Source organism: Martinezella sp. CNPSo 3795 (assembly GCF_057784475.1).
Map to the genome: position 1 here is coordinate 100,022 of NZ_JBXSOQ010000014.1, position 17,031 is coordinate 117,052.

The following is a 17,031-nucleotide window of genomic DNA, read 5'->3' on the forward strand; positions in this document are numbered from 1 at the left end:
ACTTGATTCCAAAGACCGTCGCGCAATTTGCCGATGAATGTGATCACACAGGATTGCCGCGATCTAAGAGATGCATTTTTCAAAGACGATAGTGTTGATGATACTGGCCTGCATCGGCGCTGGTTGCACCACAACCGGCCAGGTTCGTCAGTCGATCGGCGTGGAAACGGTCTCGAGTGACAAGGCACTGGCATTTCCGCCGCCAGGCGGACCGGCGATCATAAACGTGGTCGAGCGCAGGCATGGCAAGGATGTCGAGCAGACGATCGCGCTTTCCACCTCATCTTCCGTCTCAGGCCAGAATTTCCTGAAGGTTCAGTTTCTTGGGCTGACAGGCTCCAATCCGGGACTCGGAAGCCGGCCTTACAATACGATCAGCGACGGCGCGATTGCACGTGAGATGGCGGCTGCCGTGCCCGGCGTTCGGCTCGCCCGCTCAGCAACCTTCGTTCAAAACAACTATGGCCCCTTCGGTTACGCCTCCGGCCAGAGCCGCGCCGGCGATACCTGTCTTTATGCCTGGCAGCAGGTGAAGGCCGGCTTTGCGCCGCCCCAGGAGCAACGCAATTTCGGCATGGTACAGGTGCGCATCCGGCTCTGCGACGCCCATGCGAGCGAAGGCCAGCTGTTGAGCACGGTCTATGGTTATACGATCGCAGGCCATTTTGCCGGCGCCGCACTCAACCCTTTCGGCGCGCCCCGCGGCGCGGATGCCGTTCTGGGCAAGCCCGGCGAACCGGTCTATCCCGACGCCACCCCTTATCGCACGGCACCCATCAGCATCGGCTACCAGAACCGCCCCGCCGCACCGCGTCCTACGGTCGTGCGCCGACCGATCATGATGAAGCCCCAGCCGCAGGCGGCGCCAGCTCTGCCGCCGATGATCGGCCCGCGCGTACCGCTGCCGGATGGGCAGAACGATCAACCGCAGACGAATGGCGCGAATGGTGCAAGTTCGATGGCGGCGCCGCCACCTGCAAATACTGCAAGCAATATCGTCGTGCCTTTACCGGACTGTAACGGGGCAACTGGCATATCTCAGGGGTGCCGCTAGCAGGCGGCGCTGCTTGGGGGCGCCAGGATGGCGTCTGGCAATACCTTTGAAGGGACACCGATGCAGACTGCACGCAGCATCTTGATATGGGCCGTGATAGCACTATGCGGAATCGTGCTGATCACGTTGCCGGTCAACCTTCAAACGCAGCTGATTGCCAGCACCGTGGTTGTCACCCTGATGGCGATCATCAAGATCCTCAAGCGTCAGGGAACATGGCGGCTCGTGGCGCTCGCTTTCGGCACGGCCATCGTTCTGCGCTATGTCTATTGGCGCACGTCCTATACGATACCGCCCGTAAACCAGCTGGAAAACTTCATTCCCGGGCTGCTGCTCTATCTCGCCGAAATGTACAACGTGGCGATGCTGATGCTCAGCCTCTTCATCGTTGCTACTCCGCTGCCGCCACGAACCAAGCGCGCTTCCGAAACCAAGAATTTCCCGAGCGTCGATGTTTTCGTTCCGTCCTATAACGAAGATACCAATCTTCTGGCCAACACGCTCGCCTCCGCCAAGGCGATGGATTATCCGGCCGACAAGCTCAAAGTGTGGCTGCTCGACGATGGCGGCACATTGCAGAAGCGCAATTCGACCAAAATCCTGGAATCGCAGGCCGCAATCGCGCGCCATGACGAGCTCAAGCGGCTGTGCGCCGATCTGGATGTCGAATATCTGACGCGCGACCGCAACGAACATGCCAAAGCCGGCAACCTCAACAACGGGCTGGAGCATTCGAACGGCGACCTGATCGCCGTTTTCGATGCCGACCATGCTCCTGCGCGTGATTTCCTGCGCGAAACCGTCGGCTACTTCGAGGACGATCCGAAGCTTTTTCTCGTTCAGACCCCTCATTTCTTCATCAATCCGGACCCGCTGGAGCGCAATCTGCGCACCTTCGACAGCATGCCGAGCGAGAACGAGATGTTCTACGGCATCATCCAGCGCGGCCTCGATAAATGGAATGCCGCGTTCTTCTGCGGTTCGGCCGCCGTGCTCAGCCGCAAGGCGCTGCAATCGCAAAATGGCTTTAGCGGCATCAGCATCACGGAAGACTGCGAAACCGCGCTTGCGCTTCATGGCGCCGGCTGGAATAGCATCTATGTCGACAAACCGCTGATTGCCGGCCTGCAGCCGGCGACCTTCGCAAGCTTCATCGGTCAGCGTAGCCGCTGGGCGCAAGGCATGATGCAAATCCTGCGTTTCCGCTTCCCGCTCCTGAAGCGCGGCCTGACGCTGCCGCAACGGCTCTGCTACATGTCGTCGACGCTGTTCTGGCTGTTTCCGTTTCCGCGCGTCATCTTCCTGTTTGCGCCGCTCTTCTACCTCTTCTTCGATCTCGAGATCTTCACGGCATCGGGCAGCGAGTTCCTCGCCTATACCCTTGCCTATATGCTCGTGAACCTGATGATGCAGAACTATCTCTACGGGTCGTTCCGCTGGCCGTGGATTTCCGAACTCTATGAATATGTACAGACGGTGCACCTGTTGCCGGCCGTCGTCTCGGTCATGCTCAATCCCCGCAAGCCGACTTTCAAGGTCACGGCCAAGGACGAATCGATCGCCGTCAGCCGGCTTTCGGAAATCAGCCGCCCGTTCTTCGTTATTTTCGCCGTTCAGATCATCGCACTGGCGGTCACAATCTACCGCGTCTATGCGGAGCCCTATAAGGCCGACGTTACGCTTGTCGTCGGCGGCTGGAACATCATCAACCTCGTCCTTTCCGGCTGCGCTCTCGGCGTCGTCTCCGAACGTGGCGAGCGTGCATCTTCGCGGCGCGTCAGAGTCGACCGCCGCAGCGAGTTCGGGATCGACGGCCGCTGGAATTCCGCTTCCATCGAGGACGTCTCCGTCCATGGCGCCAGGTTGAACGTCTTCAACAAGGATCTGGAACCGGTCGCGGTCGGCTCGGAAGCCATCATCCGCTTCCAGCCCTATAGTGGCGCCGACATGGTGACCCTGTCGGTCGTCGTTCGTAATATCGAGCAGATGGGCGATATTACCGCCATCGGCTGCCAATATGTTCCGAGGGGTGCTGCCGACCATCGCCTGATTGCCGACCTCGTCTTTGCCAATTCCGATCAATGGACGAAGTTCCAGCAGGCGCGGCGGCGCAATCCGGGCATCATCCGCGGAACCTTCTGGTTTCTGAGCATGTCGCTCTATCAGACCAGCCGGGGTCTGATCTACCTGTTCAGGGGTGTTGGCTCGGATCGCACACAGCAGCGGCAGGATGCGAAGGCCAGAAGCTGATGAACCGCGCCCTCCCCGCTCTCTTGCTTATCCTTGGCGCCGTTACGGCGCAGGCCCAGACGATGCCTTTCGACATGTCCGGCGAGCGGCCGAAAGGCGAAGCGCCGACAGTGCCTCAGATCATAACTCCGCAAACTGCCGTGCCGCAGACAGAGCCACCGAAGGCAGCGGTGCCTCCGGTCACGGTTCCTCAGACCGTAGCACCGCAGACCGTAGCTCCTCAAGCTGTTCCGCCCCTGGTCATGACGCCGCCGACCGTTACTCCACAGACGGCAACGCCGCAGGTCACAACCCCTGTCACTCCCGCCCAGACGACACCGCAAGTGGCGCCAAAGGCGAAACAGGCAACCGCCAGCACCGACCCGTCGGCATTCCGCCGCTATGTCGTTCCCTACGCAAAGCTGCGATTGGAGGGTGAAGCCGACCGCAAATCCTGGTCGATCTATCTGACGCCGGAGCAGGCGGCGGCGCCCGCGAAACTTACCTTTGCCTACCAGAACGCGGTGGTCGTCGCCCCGGAGGCATCGCAGCTTACGGTCCTCGTGAATGACCGCGCCGTCCATCAGCAGCAGATCGGCTCCTCGGACAACGAGTCGGATATCAGCTTCGATATCCCGCGCGGGCTGCTGCAGCCCGGCGCCAATCTGTTGACCTTCGAGGCGACGCAGCGCCACCGCGTCGACTGCGACATTCCGTCGACGTACGAGCTCTGGTCCGATATCGATCCCGCAAGAACTTATCTCAGCTTCGCCAGTCGCGAAGCGGAGAAACTCACCACCACCGACGCCATCCGCGCGATCGGTGTCGACGGTACCGGCAAGACACAGTTCAATCTGGTCGTGCCGGCATTGGCTCAACCGGGAACGACCAAGCCGATCCTGCGTCTGGCACAGGGACTGGCGCTTTTGAGCGGAATGCCGAACGAAGCCTTTTCGTTCGGCACGGATGCCCTACCTCCAGCAGGCCCCGGCAAGATGACCGTCGTCGTCGGCACGCCGGCGGAGCTGCAGCCCGTCTTTGCCGTTCCAGCCGCGGCCCAAAATGGGGCCTTGGCGACCTTTGCGACGGACCCACGCAGCGGTCAGCAGCTTCTCCTTATCAGCGGCCCGTCCTGGCAGGCGATCGCATCCGCGATCGACATGGTTGTTTCGCCGACTGACCGCGACCCCAATACCCGCCGCGATCTGCTGTTAACGCAACGATGGTCCGCACCCGACGCCCCGCTCATCTACTCGGGCACTAGCCTTTCCTTCGAACAGCTGGGTGTCAGGACGACGGAATTTTCCGGACGGCGTTTCCATACAAGCTTCAACGTGGCGATCCCGTCCGACTTCTATGCGAATGCCTATGGCGAGGCCACCATCCTGCTCGATGCGGCCTATGCCAAGGATGTGCGTCCGGGCAGTCATATCGACGTGTACGTCAACGGCAGCATCGCCACGACCAAGCCGATCACGGCAACCGGGGGCGGCATTTTCCGGCAATTGCCCATCCGTATCACCATGCGCCATTTCAAGCCGGGTCTGAACACGATCACGCTAGAAGCCATGTTGCTGGCAGAAGAGGATACCGCCTGCGCGCCCGCAGCGACCTCAAGCACGACGCCCCGCTTCGCGTTGTTCGATACCAGCCAGTTCACCGTCCCGGATTTTGCAAGGATCGCTCAGCGGCCGAACCTTGCAGCCCTTGCCGGCACTGGCTATCCCTACAACCGCCAAACCGAGCCAACCGCGCTTTTCATCGACCGCGCAGACACCGACACGCTGTCTGCGACCGCGACGCTCCTCGGCCAGATGGCGCTTGTCGCCGGCCATCCCATCGCGCTCGAACCGACCGCCTCGCCGAGTACGGTCGGGAGCCGCAATGCGCTGTTCATCGGTTCCGTCTCGCAGCTGCCGTCGACGATCCTCACACAAATGAATATCTCCGCCTCGAGCCAGGTGGCCTGGCGCCCGCCTGCCCCGGGCCAAGGCAGCATACCTGAAGCGTCCGTGACGATCGCCGATTGGCGCTCCCGCATCAGCGGCGGGTTGCTGCAGGGGCAGATGCAGAGCTTCCAGCAATGGATGCACCGCAATTTCGATATCACCTTGAGCTCGCTTCGCTTCATCCCCAGTTCAGAGCAGGTGTTCACCCCATCGAATGCCAACAGCTTCCTGATCGCTCAGGAGGCCAATCCAACCAATGACGCGACCTGGACCGTTGTCACCGCGCCCAGTGCCGGAGACCTGCGAGCGGGTGCCGAGGCGATGAGTGCGCAGCATACCTGGTCGCAGATCAGCGGCCGCATCACCGTCTATTCCGGCAAGACGGGAAAGATCGATACCGTGCCGGTCAGCCGGTTCACCTTTGTCGTCTCCCAACCCTGGTCGCTGACGAATTATCGGCTGATCGCCGCAAATTGGCTTTCCAGCAACATATTGTCCTACGCCTTCCTGTTCGTGGTGGGTTCCTTCCTGCTCGGGGTGAGCACGGCAAGCGTTCTTTCCAAGATCGGCAGGCGCGAATGAAACTCCGGCACCTTGTTCTTGCCATCTGCAGCGCGGCCATGATGACAGCAGCGCAACCGGCTGCCGCCCAGCGGCCGGCAATCGATCCGCAGGCCTGGGCTGCCTATAAGGCGAAATTCCTCGATGTGAACGGGCGCATCATCGACAACGGCAATGGCGGCATCAGCCACAGCGAGGGCCAAGGCTACGGCATGCTGCTTGCCTATCTCGCCAACAATCCCGCCGATTTCGAACAGATCTGGTATTTTACCCGCACGGAGCTACTGCTGCGCGACGACGGCCTTGCCGTCTGGAAATGGGATCCGACTGCTGTTCCACATGTGGCGGACACGAACAACGCTTCGGATGGCGATCTGCTGATTGCCTACGCACTGGCCCTGGCGGGTTCGGCCTGGAACAACAGGGATTATCTGCAGGCGGCTGCGAGCATGGCCAAGTCCATCCTGTCCCATGTCGTCATCAGTTCCGCAGGGCGGACACTGCTCATTCCCGGTGTAGAGGGCTATCGCCCGCCCGGGCGCAAGGATGGACCCGTCATCAATCCATCCTATTGGGTCTTCGAGGCAATTCCCGTCATGGCACTGCTGGTGCCTTCCGATCGCTGGCAGAAGCTCAGCGATGATGGCCTTGCCCTGCTGCGCGCCCTGCAATTTGGTCCGCGCAAGCTTCCCGCCGATTGGGTTAGCGTGAAGGCGAAGCCGGAACCGGCAGACGGCTTCGAGGCGGAATTCGGTTATAATAGCGTCAGGATCCCGCTTTACCTGGCGCGCGCAGGCATCGGCGACAAGGCGCTGCTTTCGCGTCTGCAGCAGGGCATGACCGTCGAGGAGGACGAACCTGCAACGATCGATCTGACGACCGGGAAGCCGAAGGACCTGCTTCCAGATCCGGGTTATAGAATTGTTAACGATGTTGTGGCGTGTGTGGTGAGCGGAGCGAAACTGCCTGCTTCGGTTCGGCAGTTCACCCCATCGCTTTACTATCCAGCCACCTTGCAGCTGTTGAGCCTGGCTTTCGTCACGGAGAGACATCCGGAGTGTTTATAAAGTCCACCTTGATCATGGCTTTCCTGGCCGTCGCCGTGGCGGGATTTACGCTCGCGACGAAGGATCACGATTCGCCGGAAGACAAGATCAAGCTGGCAAAGTCGGCACGCCTCGAGCCGCAGGCGATACTCGTCGCTGATAGTAGCTCGGGAAAGCCGATCGACTTGCAAGCACTCGCCGACCATATACAAGCGGCTGCACCATCGGCGGTTCTCTCCGACCCACCCTCCAAGCCGGCAAACGGAACCGCCCCCGACGCAATCGCCCAAACTTCACAACAGCAGGCGCAGCCGCAATCAATGCAGCCGTCGGCTCAGCAGACCAATCCGGCACAAGCTGCCGATAATCAACCGAAGGTCGATGAAAGCGCATTGCGCTATTTTGCAAGCCGTGGCGACAAGGCGCGGCTCCAGGCAGAAATATCCCGATTGCAGACGCTCTACCCGAACTGGACGCCGCCTGCCGATCCGCTGGCCATTCCGCGAAACAGCGACAAGCAGCTCGAGGCCATGTGGCAGCTCTATTCAGAGGGCCGTTATGCCGAGGTGCGCAAGGCCATTGCCGACCGCCAGACAACCGAATCCGGATGGCAACCGCCCGCCGATCTGCTGGAGCGTCTGGATATCGCGGAAGCACGCACGCGGCTCGTCAACGCCTCCGATCTGAAGCAATATCAGACTGTGATCGACATCGGCGCCAGAACGCCGAGCCTCCTGACCTGCAGCGATATCGACGTTCTCTGGCGCGTCGCCGAAGCTTTCATCCGCACCGATCGTGCAGCCCGCGGCCAGGACGCCTACAAATATATTCTGAAGACCTGCACCAATCCGCAGGAGAGACTTGCGACCATCCAGAAGGCGGCGGCCCTGCTGCCCTATCAGCCGATGCAGGATCTCTTGTCTCTGGAAAAACCAGACGGCAACGGCGGGCGCGAATTCGATAGCATAAGGACCGATCTGGCTCGCCGCTTCGTTGCCCAGGGCAATGACGATCCCAAACTGACTGTATCGCAAGACTATCTGTCTCAAGTGGAGCGTGTCGCGCGCAGTCAGGGCCTTGCATCCGATGATGCGCTCCTCGGCTGGTACGATTTGCGCCGCGGCAATTATCCCGACGCCGAGCAATGGTTCAAAGCCGCGCATGAGAAGGAAGATTCTGCCACAATCTCGCAGGGGCTGGCTCTGGTGCTGATTGCCGACCGCAAGCCGCAGGAAGCCGAAGACGCCATGTATAAATGGCGCAATGAATCCAAGGACGCGATGGCGACCTACCTTGCGGCAACCGCCAATCTGATGGCGCTCCAACCGCCGGCCAGCCTTAGCGAAGATGTTCTGGGCCGTATCGCCGCGGAAGTCGTGAAGCAGAAATATGTCCCGACGGCTCAGCAGTTCGGATGGTTTGCTCGCTCGATGAACCAGCCGCAGGCCGCTGCTCGCTGGTTCGAGACGGCTTTGCGCTGGAAACCCGACGACGAGCCTTCCGCCTACGGCCTTGCGATTACGCGCAACCAGTTGAACGATCGTGTGGGCGTCGCCGAAGTCCAGAGACTGTGGGCCGATCGCTCCCAACGTATCGCCGTACTCGGCGAGCCGGCGCCGCGCACGCCGACGTCAGAACCGCTGCCGTCTCCCAATCAGACACTGCAGCCTGCCCCACAAACCTTGCCCCAGACAACGATGCAGCAAGGCGAACCGCAGAACCTGCAACCGATGGCCTCTCAGGTCGCGCCCCAGCCTCCTGTAACGCAGCCCTACGTCAACGCTGAGCCCCCGGTGCAACGAGTAGCCCCTGTGCGCCGTGCGCCGTCCCCGAATTATGCCGAACCGGAGACGCGTGCCCGGGTGGCGACCCGCTCGACACGGCACGCGGCGGGATGCAATACCACCGTCAATGCGCGGCTGCTGACGCCTGCTAGTGCTCTTTCTCGCGGCTGGTGCCTGATGAACCTCAATCGGCCAATGGAAGCGGTAGAAGCCTTTGATGTTGCCTTGAGCAACACGGATCCGAAATCGCGCGAAGAAGCAGCCTACGGACAGAGCCTTGCCTATCTGCGGGCCGGCCTTGCCAATAATGCCGCCGTCGCTGCGACCAAGGCGCCGATGAACCACCAGCGCGCTGCCGAATTGCAGGTCGCCATACTGGCCGACCGCGCACTCTCGGCCTTCGAGGGCAAGCGCTATCACGAGACATTGCTCTATCTCGACCAGCGCGCGCAGTTGCAGCAGGAGCGCGTCGATCTGATGGTGCTGCGCGGATACTGCTACCTCAATCTGAAAATGTACGACGACGCCGAACGCATCTTCACCGCCGTCGCCGCAACCGGCAGCCGCGACGGCAGCCGTGGCTTGCGCGACCTCCAGCTTACGCTACATCCGCCGCGGGGAGAGTATTGAGGTCGTCGCCTCAACTGTGGCCACTGGAGGATTGGTCGCCAACAACTTCAGCAAATACTTCGTAAACATGATCGTTGCCCGCATCGTTATAGTATGATGCAAAATCTTTGCTGCTCAACGAAGCTGCGAGAGGATTCTTTATCGCAAGATGCAGATCGTTAACGGAAATCGGCTTGCATAATTCATAGTGAAGCCTGTTTCCGGTATCGTACTGGATGCAACGGCGACCCAACACAGCACCGTCAAGCAACAAGGTCGAAAGAGAAGACACAACTGTTGCGATTCCGCCCAACAGCCTCGACACCGATAAATCGAGACAGCCCAGTAGGATGTCGTCCAGTACAAGTGTGTTATCTGCTCTCAATTCAGCATATTCAGAATGCCGTTCAGACGGATGAGGTTTTACGATGAATAACTTTTCCGGATTGCTTTGAATCATCCGGCGTATGCCCGCTAATATATGCAACCTCTCATCATGATGTTGCGCCCATTTCAAGTTCGTTCCTAGAAGGACGTGTTCGCTGTAGTTTGATATATCGATACCCAACCGCCATCGGAGGACATCCGAGTTCGTTTGCAGCAACGAGTCATGAAATTTTGGCGAGCCTGCCGCTTTAAAGCGACCATTGTTCAACGCGCTATAAGATCTGGAAATCCCGGCTGCAGAATGCTTACCGCTGCTAAACCGCTCATGTTCCGCGCCCCATGCTAAAATAGTGTCGGAGGCAAAATTGATTTCGCGATCTTGCATGGGTTCAATCCATATCCCATGCTGTAGCAACACCGTTTTGACGCCCCACAACTTTGCAGCTTCGATAACCTGCGCGTTTAATGCATGACTGACTGCCGCCGTTGATTCGGAGCCGGAAACAAGGGTGCGGACGGACAGTCCTCGCCAATCGATCTCGGCAACTGTCCGATAGATTATTATCGGAATCCCATTGCGCTCGAAGTGGCCCACGATCATTGACATTTCGTCGGATTGAAGCTCGTCGCCCCGAATTAGCGCGGAGCACTGCCCCCTTGGAATAATGTCTAACAGAGGACGAAGAGTTAGAAAGTCCTGAAAATGACCGATATTTAAAGCAATAGCTTGTAAACGTCGCTCATGAAAAGCAAGTCGTTTTTCCTTTCTATAGGCAATATCGAGCACTGCGTCTATTTTTATCAGGCGGCTTTCTTTGTCGGTTGGTCGCTTTGCTTTCCGCAATAGAAGATAGGTCGGCTCACCATCAAGCCGATCCTTGAAAATATCAGCCTGGGCCCAATGAGAGACAAGTCCTAGCAGCGGATCATTGCTAGTGGGCGGCAGAATTCTGCGACCTTCGGAACAAAAATGCGGATCGACAATCTCAAACCCCGAAAGCTCGAATAAATATTTCCACGTTGATAAAGGCAAAACTGTCGAGTGATACTTATTTCCGCGGCTGCTTGGTCGTGTGGACACGGATACGACAGCCAGGTTTCCTATTATCGTGTGCAGGTTCCAGAGAGCGTTACTGACATCCTCGATGTCAATATGCTCCAAAACGTCGAGACATGTAGTAATATACTCTGCTGAACCAACCCGATCGCCTATTTGATTATATAGTGTGGCTGCGGCTTCTGCATCTTCAAGCGAGAGATCAAAATGAAAAGCATCTTTATCTACGGGATCAAAATCACATGAGAAGACCGTCATCCCTGCTGATACGGCCGACTGCTTAAGCTTTCCACTTCCAGAGCCAACATCGACCAATGAATCAATATTATTGGCCTTGCAGAGATTGAAAAAAACGCGTTCAAAATCGCTGCCATTGTAGCTGGCACTCCCGGAGGACTTTCCAAAGTACTCAGGCGAGTAAAGTTTGGCATAGTCCGTTTTAGAAGCCCACATACTTTTATCCATCTGCTTGGCCGGAAATCAGCCCATCATTAATTATTTTAATAGAACCGTTCAAGCTTTAGAATATGCACAGGCAAACAGGTGAGCGGAACCTTAAGCTGCGCGATCTGTTCCGAAGTTTAGTTATTTCGGCAAGACGCGCCCCTGGTATCCAATAGTAGCAACCGCTTTCTGCCAAGCCAGGCATCTAAAGCCGCCTGCACTACATGGTCAAGAACCGTTGATCATGCACTGAGAGAGCCGGTTCCTTGGACATCTTTGCCTGCCCTCAATCCATTGTGCAGCATCAAACAGTGACAATAGTCCTCCACCTTGCGCAAGGCGCCGGCGTAACACAAGGCACCAGGAGTTAGAGTTTCAAGGCATCTGCGCCCCAGTTGCAGTAGTAAAGACCCGATAAAGCGACCGCGTTGCCGCAACAAAAAGCTGGTTCCGCTTCGGACCACCAAATGTAAGATTAGCGACCGTCTGTGGTATCTTAATCTTGCCAATCAAAGTCCCATCAGCTGCAAAACAATGAACGCCGTCGCCAGCGCTGGTCCAGATGTTGCCGTCGATGTCGGCACGGAATCCGTCCGGAATACCTGTGTCGATGTTGCAGAAGACTTGGCCGTTTGCGAGTCTCTTACCGTCCACGACATCGAAGACGCGAATGTGGCGGGGGGCGCTGATGTCGTGGCTTGCGGCGGAGTCGGCAACATACAGTTTCGTCTCGTCCGGTGAAAAAGCCAAGCCATTCGGCTGGCGGAAATCATCCGCCACGACATCCAATTCCCCTGTCGACGGATCGAGGCGGTAGACATTGCGGGTCGGCTGCTCCGGCTCCGCCTTATAACCCTCGTAATTCGAGAGAATGCCGTAGGTCGGGTCGGTAAACCAGACCGTTCCGTCTGAGCGGACGATCACGTCGTTAGGCGAGTTCAAGCGCTTGCCCTTATAGCTGTCGGCAAGCACGGTAATCGAGCCGTCGATCTCCGTGCGCGTCACACGGCGGCCGCCATGTTCGCAGGATATCAACCGCCCTTGGCGATCGCGCGTATTGCCGTTGGCGAAATTCGAGGGTGAGCGAAAGATCGAGACATTGCCGCCCGGCACCCAGCGCAGCATGCGCTCGTTGGGAATGTCGCTCCAGATCAGGCATCCGGCATCAGCAAACCAGACCGGCCCCTCCGCCCAGCGGCAATCGGAATAAAGCTCCTCCAGGCCGGCGCTCGGGACAATCAGATGGCGGAAGCGCGTGTCGTAGATTTCGTAAATGGAAGGAGCGTCGTTGGACATCACAGTTTTCCTGGGGTCTTTTGGGAGAGAATTCAGCGCCCGCCAATCGGACGGCCGCCAGCCACGAGAATGACGGCAATAATGATCAGGCCGGTGAGAACGAGCCTCGGGCCTGCGCCGAAGCCATAGGTGTTCAGCATCGAGACGACCAGAAACATGAACAGCGAGGCGCCCCAGATGCCCGGCACGTTGGAATCGCCGCCGGCAACCGCCGTCCCGCCGATGATGACGACGGCGATCGACATCAACAGATATTCCGCGCCCATGTTAAGGGCCGCGCCGCCGGAGAAGCTCGCCAGCAGATAGCCGCAGATCGAGGCGAGGATGGCGCAGAGCACATAGGTCGCAAGCCGCGTTCCGTCGACGGGGATGCCTGCCATGCGCGCCGCAAACATGCTTTGACCGATCGCCGAGATCCAGCGGCCATAGATCGTCTTTTCCAGAAGAATCCAGGCAAGCGCCGAGAGCAACAAGGCGACAATGGCGACATTTGGTATGCCGAATACCCCCGATGTCGTGAACTCGGCCAGATATTCGGGCGGCTTGATGCGAAGGCCGCGATTGCTCCAGATGGCGGTCGACTGAATGATGAAGCTCATGGAGAGCGTCGCGATGATCGGCGGAATGCGCAAGAGCTTGATCAGGGCGTAATTGCCGAGACCGATGCCGAGGCCGATGACGACCGACACCAGCAAACCCGGCACGATCATACTGTCCTCGACATTCATGAGTTTCAGCGCGATGGTGCCAGCAAGCGTCATGGTCGCCGGCACGGAGAGATCGATGTTTCCTGGCCCGAGCGTGATGACGAACATCTGGCCGATGCCGACGATGACAGAGAATGCCGCAAAGGTGAGTGCCGCCTGCGACAGGCCGATGGAACTCGCGCCGCCGGTGAAGAGAACGGTGATGATCCACACCGCGATTGCGGCGATGAAGGACCAAATCCAGGGTTTACGGCCGAGCGTGGCAAGCGCGATCATGATTGTTTCTCCCGCTTTTCGACGCGATTGAGCAAGAGCCTGAGGGCAAGCACGATGATCAGGATCGCGCCCTGCGCACCGATCTGCCAGTCGGGCGATATCCGCAGAAACGACAGGAAGGAGCCCGCCAGGGTCAATGTCAGGGCGCCGATGACGGCGCCCATAGGCGAGACGCGGCCGCCGGTAAACTCCCCGCCGCCGAGGATGACGCCTGCGATCGACAGCAAGGTATAGCGCAGCGCGATATTCGCATCAGCCGAGGTGGTAAGCCCAACCAGGGCAATGCCGGCCAATACGGCGAAGAAGCCCGCCAGCGCATAGGCGGCGGCACGCAGACCAACAACGGACCAGCCAGCCCGCTGCAGCGACCGCTGATTACCGCCCACACCGCGGATCAATACTCCAAAGGAAGAGCGCATGACGATCAGATGGGCAAGCAGCGCGATGACGATGCTGGCTATGATCGCAATCGGGATGAACGGCGGCTTCGAAGTCATCAGCCAGCGCGCCCAATCGGGCGCGGTGCCGCCCGGTGCCGGCAGCAGCAGAACTGCTAGGCCACCCCAGACGAAGCTCATGCCGAGCGTCACGACGATCGATGGCAGATCCCTGATATAGATGACGATGCCGATCGCGGCATAGACGGCAATTGCGGCCGTCAGAATGAGGATACCGATGAGCGGGGCAGATTGCAGATAGGTCGCCGCCACGCAGGCCGTGAAGCTGACGAAGGTGCCCATCGACAAATCGAGATCGTTGACCGCCATGATCATCATCTGCGCGATCGTGGCCAGCGCAATCGGCACGGCGAGATTGAAGAGCAGATTGAGGCCGATATAGCTCATGGCGCGTGGCTGCAGATAAAAGACCGCGGCGAGCAGGACGGCAAGCGACAGCGCCGGAATGAGCAGGCGCAGGGTAGCAGATGACGGGCGGCTCATGCGCCCTCCCCGGCAAAGGAAGCCGCCAACACATTTTCCTCCGTGATGTCCTCTCCAATCAGCTCCGACACGATGGCGCCGTCGCGAAAGACGTAGGCGCGATCGCAGAGGCGAATCTCGTCCATCTCGGTCGAATACCAGATGAACGTCCGACCGGACGAAGCCTCGTCGCTCAAGATCCTGTAGACCTCCTGCTTGGTACCAATATCGACACCGCGCATGGGATCGTCCATCAGCACGATCGGCGCAGTCGTGGCCAGAGCGCGAGCAAACAGAACCTTCTGCTGATTGCCGCCCGACAAGGACAAAATGCCGTTTGCCATCGTCGGCGTCCGGATTTCGATGCGACCCTTCCAGTCTGCACCGAGACGATCCTCGCGGCCGCGATCAACGACCGACAGACGCGATAAATCGCTGAGCGAGGCAATGCTGAGGTTTTTCAGTATGCTCCAAAGCGGAAACGTGCCGTTCAAGCTGCGGTCGCCGGCAACAAAAGCGATATTGTCTTGCCTGCCCGGCAGCCAGTTGTGAGAAAGCGAGCGATGGAGATCGAGCAACATGTCGGTCTGGCCATGGCCGGCGAGCCCGGCAAGCCCTATCACTTCGCCCCGGCGGGCGTTGAAGCCAAGGCCCCTTCCCCCTCGCGCCGACAGCGCAAGCAGAGGAGACGATGCGATGTTCCCTCCGCTCCTGCCCCTGCAATCCTGTTCCTTGACGACACTGCCCATCGCCTGGACCAGGCTGTGGACGGTGAAATCCTGAGCAATGCGATCGGCAACGACGCGACCGTCCTTCATGACCAGAATTCGGCTTGCGGTCGAAAGGATCTCACCGAGAATATGCGAGATCAGCATGACCGCTCCGCCGGCCTGCACAAAACTGCGCACATAGGCCATCAGCTGAGCGGCAAGCCCGGCGTCGAGCGATGAGGTCGGTTCATCCAGGATGACCAGCTTCGGCGTTTCACCGACCGCACAAAAGGTGATCGCGATCTCCACCATCTGCCGCTCGGCGATCGAGAGTTCGCCGACGGTCCGCATGACGTCGATCCTGTGGCCAGCGAAAATCTCGTCGAGCTTGGCGCGAACGATTGCCGCCGCCTGTCGCCGCCAATTCCAGCCGGCAAGGCCGCGATGGACCACCCGCATGTTCTCGACGACGGTGAGATTGGGCGCAAGTGACAATTCCTGAAAAACGCAACGTATTCCGTGAGCGCGCGCTGCGTTGATGCCGTGCACGCTGTCGTCTCCCTCATAGGTGACACTGCCCTCGTGTGGGCTGAGACCGCCGTTGATGACGTTGACGATCGTCGACTTGCCAGCGCCATTATGACCGACGAGCCCGATGCACTCGCCGGCATGAACCGTCAGGTCGGCGCCATCGAGCGCCTTCACAGCACCGAAATGCACCTTGATGCCATGAGCAGAGACGACGGCCTGCGGGCCGGCATCCTGTCTCTTCAAAACATTGTCTTTCGCTGCAATCATGGATCGTCCGGATCGGGCGTTGCATCAGCAGGCGCCACCTTTTATCGGCGGCGCCCGTCTCTACGGTTCGCAGATATCGGTTACTTCGCCGCCGCGATGACTTTCTTGGCGTCGTCGAGCGTATACTCGACGTTCGCAACACCGCCTGCCTGCGTGTTGGCAAGGTTGGTTTCGAGATTGTCCTGATCGATGCGCAGGAATGGTACGACCAGATCCTTCTTCACCTCTTGACCGTCGAGAATCTGCTGGGCAACCCAGAAGGCCAGCGTGGAGACGCCTGGCGCGATCGAGACCGACATGGTCTCGTAGCCACTGGCATCCTTCTCCTTCTTCCACCAGGCAAGCTCGTCCTGGCGGTTGCCCATGACGATGGTTGGCATCGGACGCTTGGCGGCGGCAAAGGCCTGAGCGGCACCGTAGCCGTCGCCGCCCTGGGTCACGACCGCGGCAATATCGGGAAGGCTGGGCAGAATGCCGGCAACCGCTCGCTGGGCGACATCCTGAGCCCAATCGCCATGAACCGAACCGACGATCTTGAACTGCGGGTATTTGGCGGCAGCTTCATGGATGCCGGCCGAGATCTCATCATCGACGGAAACGCCTGCAAGCCCGCGGATTTCGAGCACATTGCCGCCCTTCGGCATCTTCTTGGCGAGATATTCGATCTGGCTGGCACCCATGCCCTTGAAATCGACTGCGATGCGCCACGCGCAGGGTTCGGTGACGATGCCATCGAAGGAAACGACGACGATCTTGGCATCGCAGGCTTCCTTGATCGCGCCGTTCAGCGCCGTCGGCGAGGCAGCATCGATGACGATCGCATCATAACCCTGCAGGATCATGTTCTGGATCTGGGCGGCCTGTTCGGTCGCCTGGTTTTCAGCCGTCGTGAACGGGTCGGCCGCGGCGACGACACCGGCCTTGACCGCTTCGCCCGTAACCTTCTGCCAGCTGGTCAACATGGCCTGACGCCAGGAATTGCCGGCATAATTGTTCGATAATGCAATTTTCTTGGATGACGTATCGGCAAAGGCAGCTCCCGGCGCGGCAACGCAAGCGATGACGGCGGACGCCATAAGCATCTTGGCAATATTCATTTTTTCCTCCCAAAGCGCCTGTACTTCATCTTCCAGGCCAAGATTTTCGAGCGCGCTCCTCAACGAACGATCGAAAATAATATTTGCACTGAAGGTTACCCTGTCAG

11 protein-coding genes are annotated in these 17,031 nt (G+C 59.1%); 5 read left to right on the top strand and 6 right to left on the bottom strand.

Going from position 1 to position 17,031, the window contains the following annotated elements; translation table 11 throughout:
- Positions 1-97 precede the first annotated feature (97 nt).
- Genes bcsN through AC13QY_RS28215 form a run of 5 tightly spaced genes read left to right on the top strand, consistent with a single transcriptional unit; the run spans position 98 to position 9,253 of the window.
- Positions 98-1,054 carry a cellulose biosynthesis protein BcsN gene (gene bcsN / locus AC13QY_RS28195; RefSeq protein WP_246661199.1) on the top strand — a complete coding sequence of 319 codons (957 nt, stop codon included), beginning with the start codon at positions 98-100 and terminating at the stop codon, positions 1,052-1,054.
- A 60-nt stretch (positions 1,055-1,114) separates the two neighbouring features.
- The gene (gene bcsA / locus AC13QY_RS28200) at positions 1,115-3,304 is read left to right on the top strand and encodes a UDP-forming cellulose synthase catalytic subunit (RefSeq protein ID WP_113352455.1); all 2,190 of its coding nucleotides are present in this window, start codon (positions 1,115-1,117) and stop codon (positions 3,302-3,304) included.
- Complete coding sequence (locus AC13QY_RS28205; protein WP_113352456.1) at positions 3,304-5,814, top strand: cellulose biosynthesis cyclic di-GMP-binding regulatory protein BcsB; 2,511 nt, start codon at positions 3,304-3,306, stop codon at positions 5,812-5,814. The genes bcsA and AC13QY_RS28205 overlap by 1 nt, the downstream gene beginning before the upstream one ends.
- The gene (locus AC13QY_RS28210; protein ID WP_145635596.1) at positions 5,811-6,860 is read left to right on the top strand and encodes a family 8 glycosyl hydrolase; all 1,050 of its coding nucleotides are present in this window, start codon (positions 5,811-5,813) and stop codon (positions 6,858-6,860) included. Before AC13QY_RS28205 ends, AC13QY_RS28210 begins: the two co-directional genes overlap by 4 nt.
- Complete coding sequence (locus AC13QY_RS28215) at positions 6,851-9,253, top strand: cellulose synthase (RefSeq protein ID WP_442966513.1); 2,403 nt, start codon at positions 6,851-6,853, stop codon at positions 9,251-9,253. The genes AC13QY_RS28210 and AC13QY_RS28215 overlap by 10 nt, the downstream gene beginning before the upstream one ends.
- Before the next feature lie 10 nt (positions 9,254-9,263).
- On the opposite strand, the gene AC13QY_RS28220 is transcribed toward AC13QY_RS28215, so the two are convergent.
- The 6 genes from AC13QY_RS28220 to AC13QY_RS28245 form a co-directional block, all read right to left on the bottom strand.
- Positions 9,264-11,141 (bottom strand): hypothetical protein, encoded by a 1,878-nt coding sequence (locus tag AC13QY_RS28220; protein ID WP_488494355.1) that lies wholly within the window; start codon positions 11,139-11,141, stop codon positions 9,264-9,266.
- Positions 11,142-11,495: 354 nt separating this feature from the next.
- Positions 11,496-12,416, bottom strand: coding sequence for an SMP-30/gluconolactonase/LRE family protein (locus AC13QY_RS28225; RefSeq protein ID WP_113333612.1), 921 nt, complete (start codon positions 12,414-12,416; stop codon positions 11,496-11,498).
- A 32-nt stretch (positions 12,417-12,448) separates the two neighbouring features.
- A complete protein-coding gene (locus AC13QY_RS28230) occupies positions 12,449-13,399 on the bottom strand; it encodes an ABC transporter permease (RefSeq protein WP_069615646.1) in 951 nt (316 codons plus the stop codon).
- Positions 13,396-14,340, bottom strand: a complete 945-nt coding sequence (locus AC13QY_RS28235; RefSeq protein WP_145635592.1) for an ABC transporter permease — start codon at positions 14,338-14,340, stop codon at positions 13,396-13,398. The genes AC13QY_RS28230 and AC13QY_RS28235 overlap by 4 nt, the downstream gene beginning before the upstream one ends.
- On the bottom strand, positions 14,337-15,827 hold the full coding sequence (locus AC13QY_RS28240) for an ATP-binding cassette domain-containing protein (protein WP_145635590.1): 1,491 nt from the start codon (positions 15,825-15,827) through the stop codon (positions 14,337-14,339). Before AC13QY_RS28240 ends, AC13QY_RS28235 begins: the two co-directional genes overlap by 4 nt.
- Positions 15,828-15,907: 80 nt before the next feature.
- Positions 15,908-16,924, bottom strand: a complete 1,017-nt coding sequence (locus AC13QY_RS28245; protein ID WP_113333623.1) for an ABC transporter substrate-binding protein — start codon at positions 16,922-16,924, stop codon at positions 15,908-15,910.
- Between the last annotated feature and the right edge of the window lie 107 nt (positions 16,925-17,031).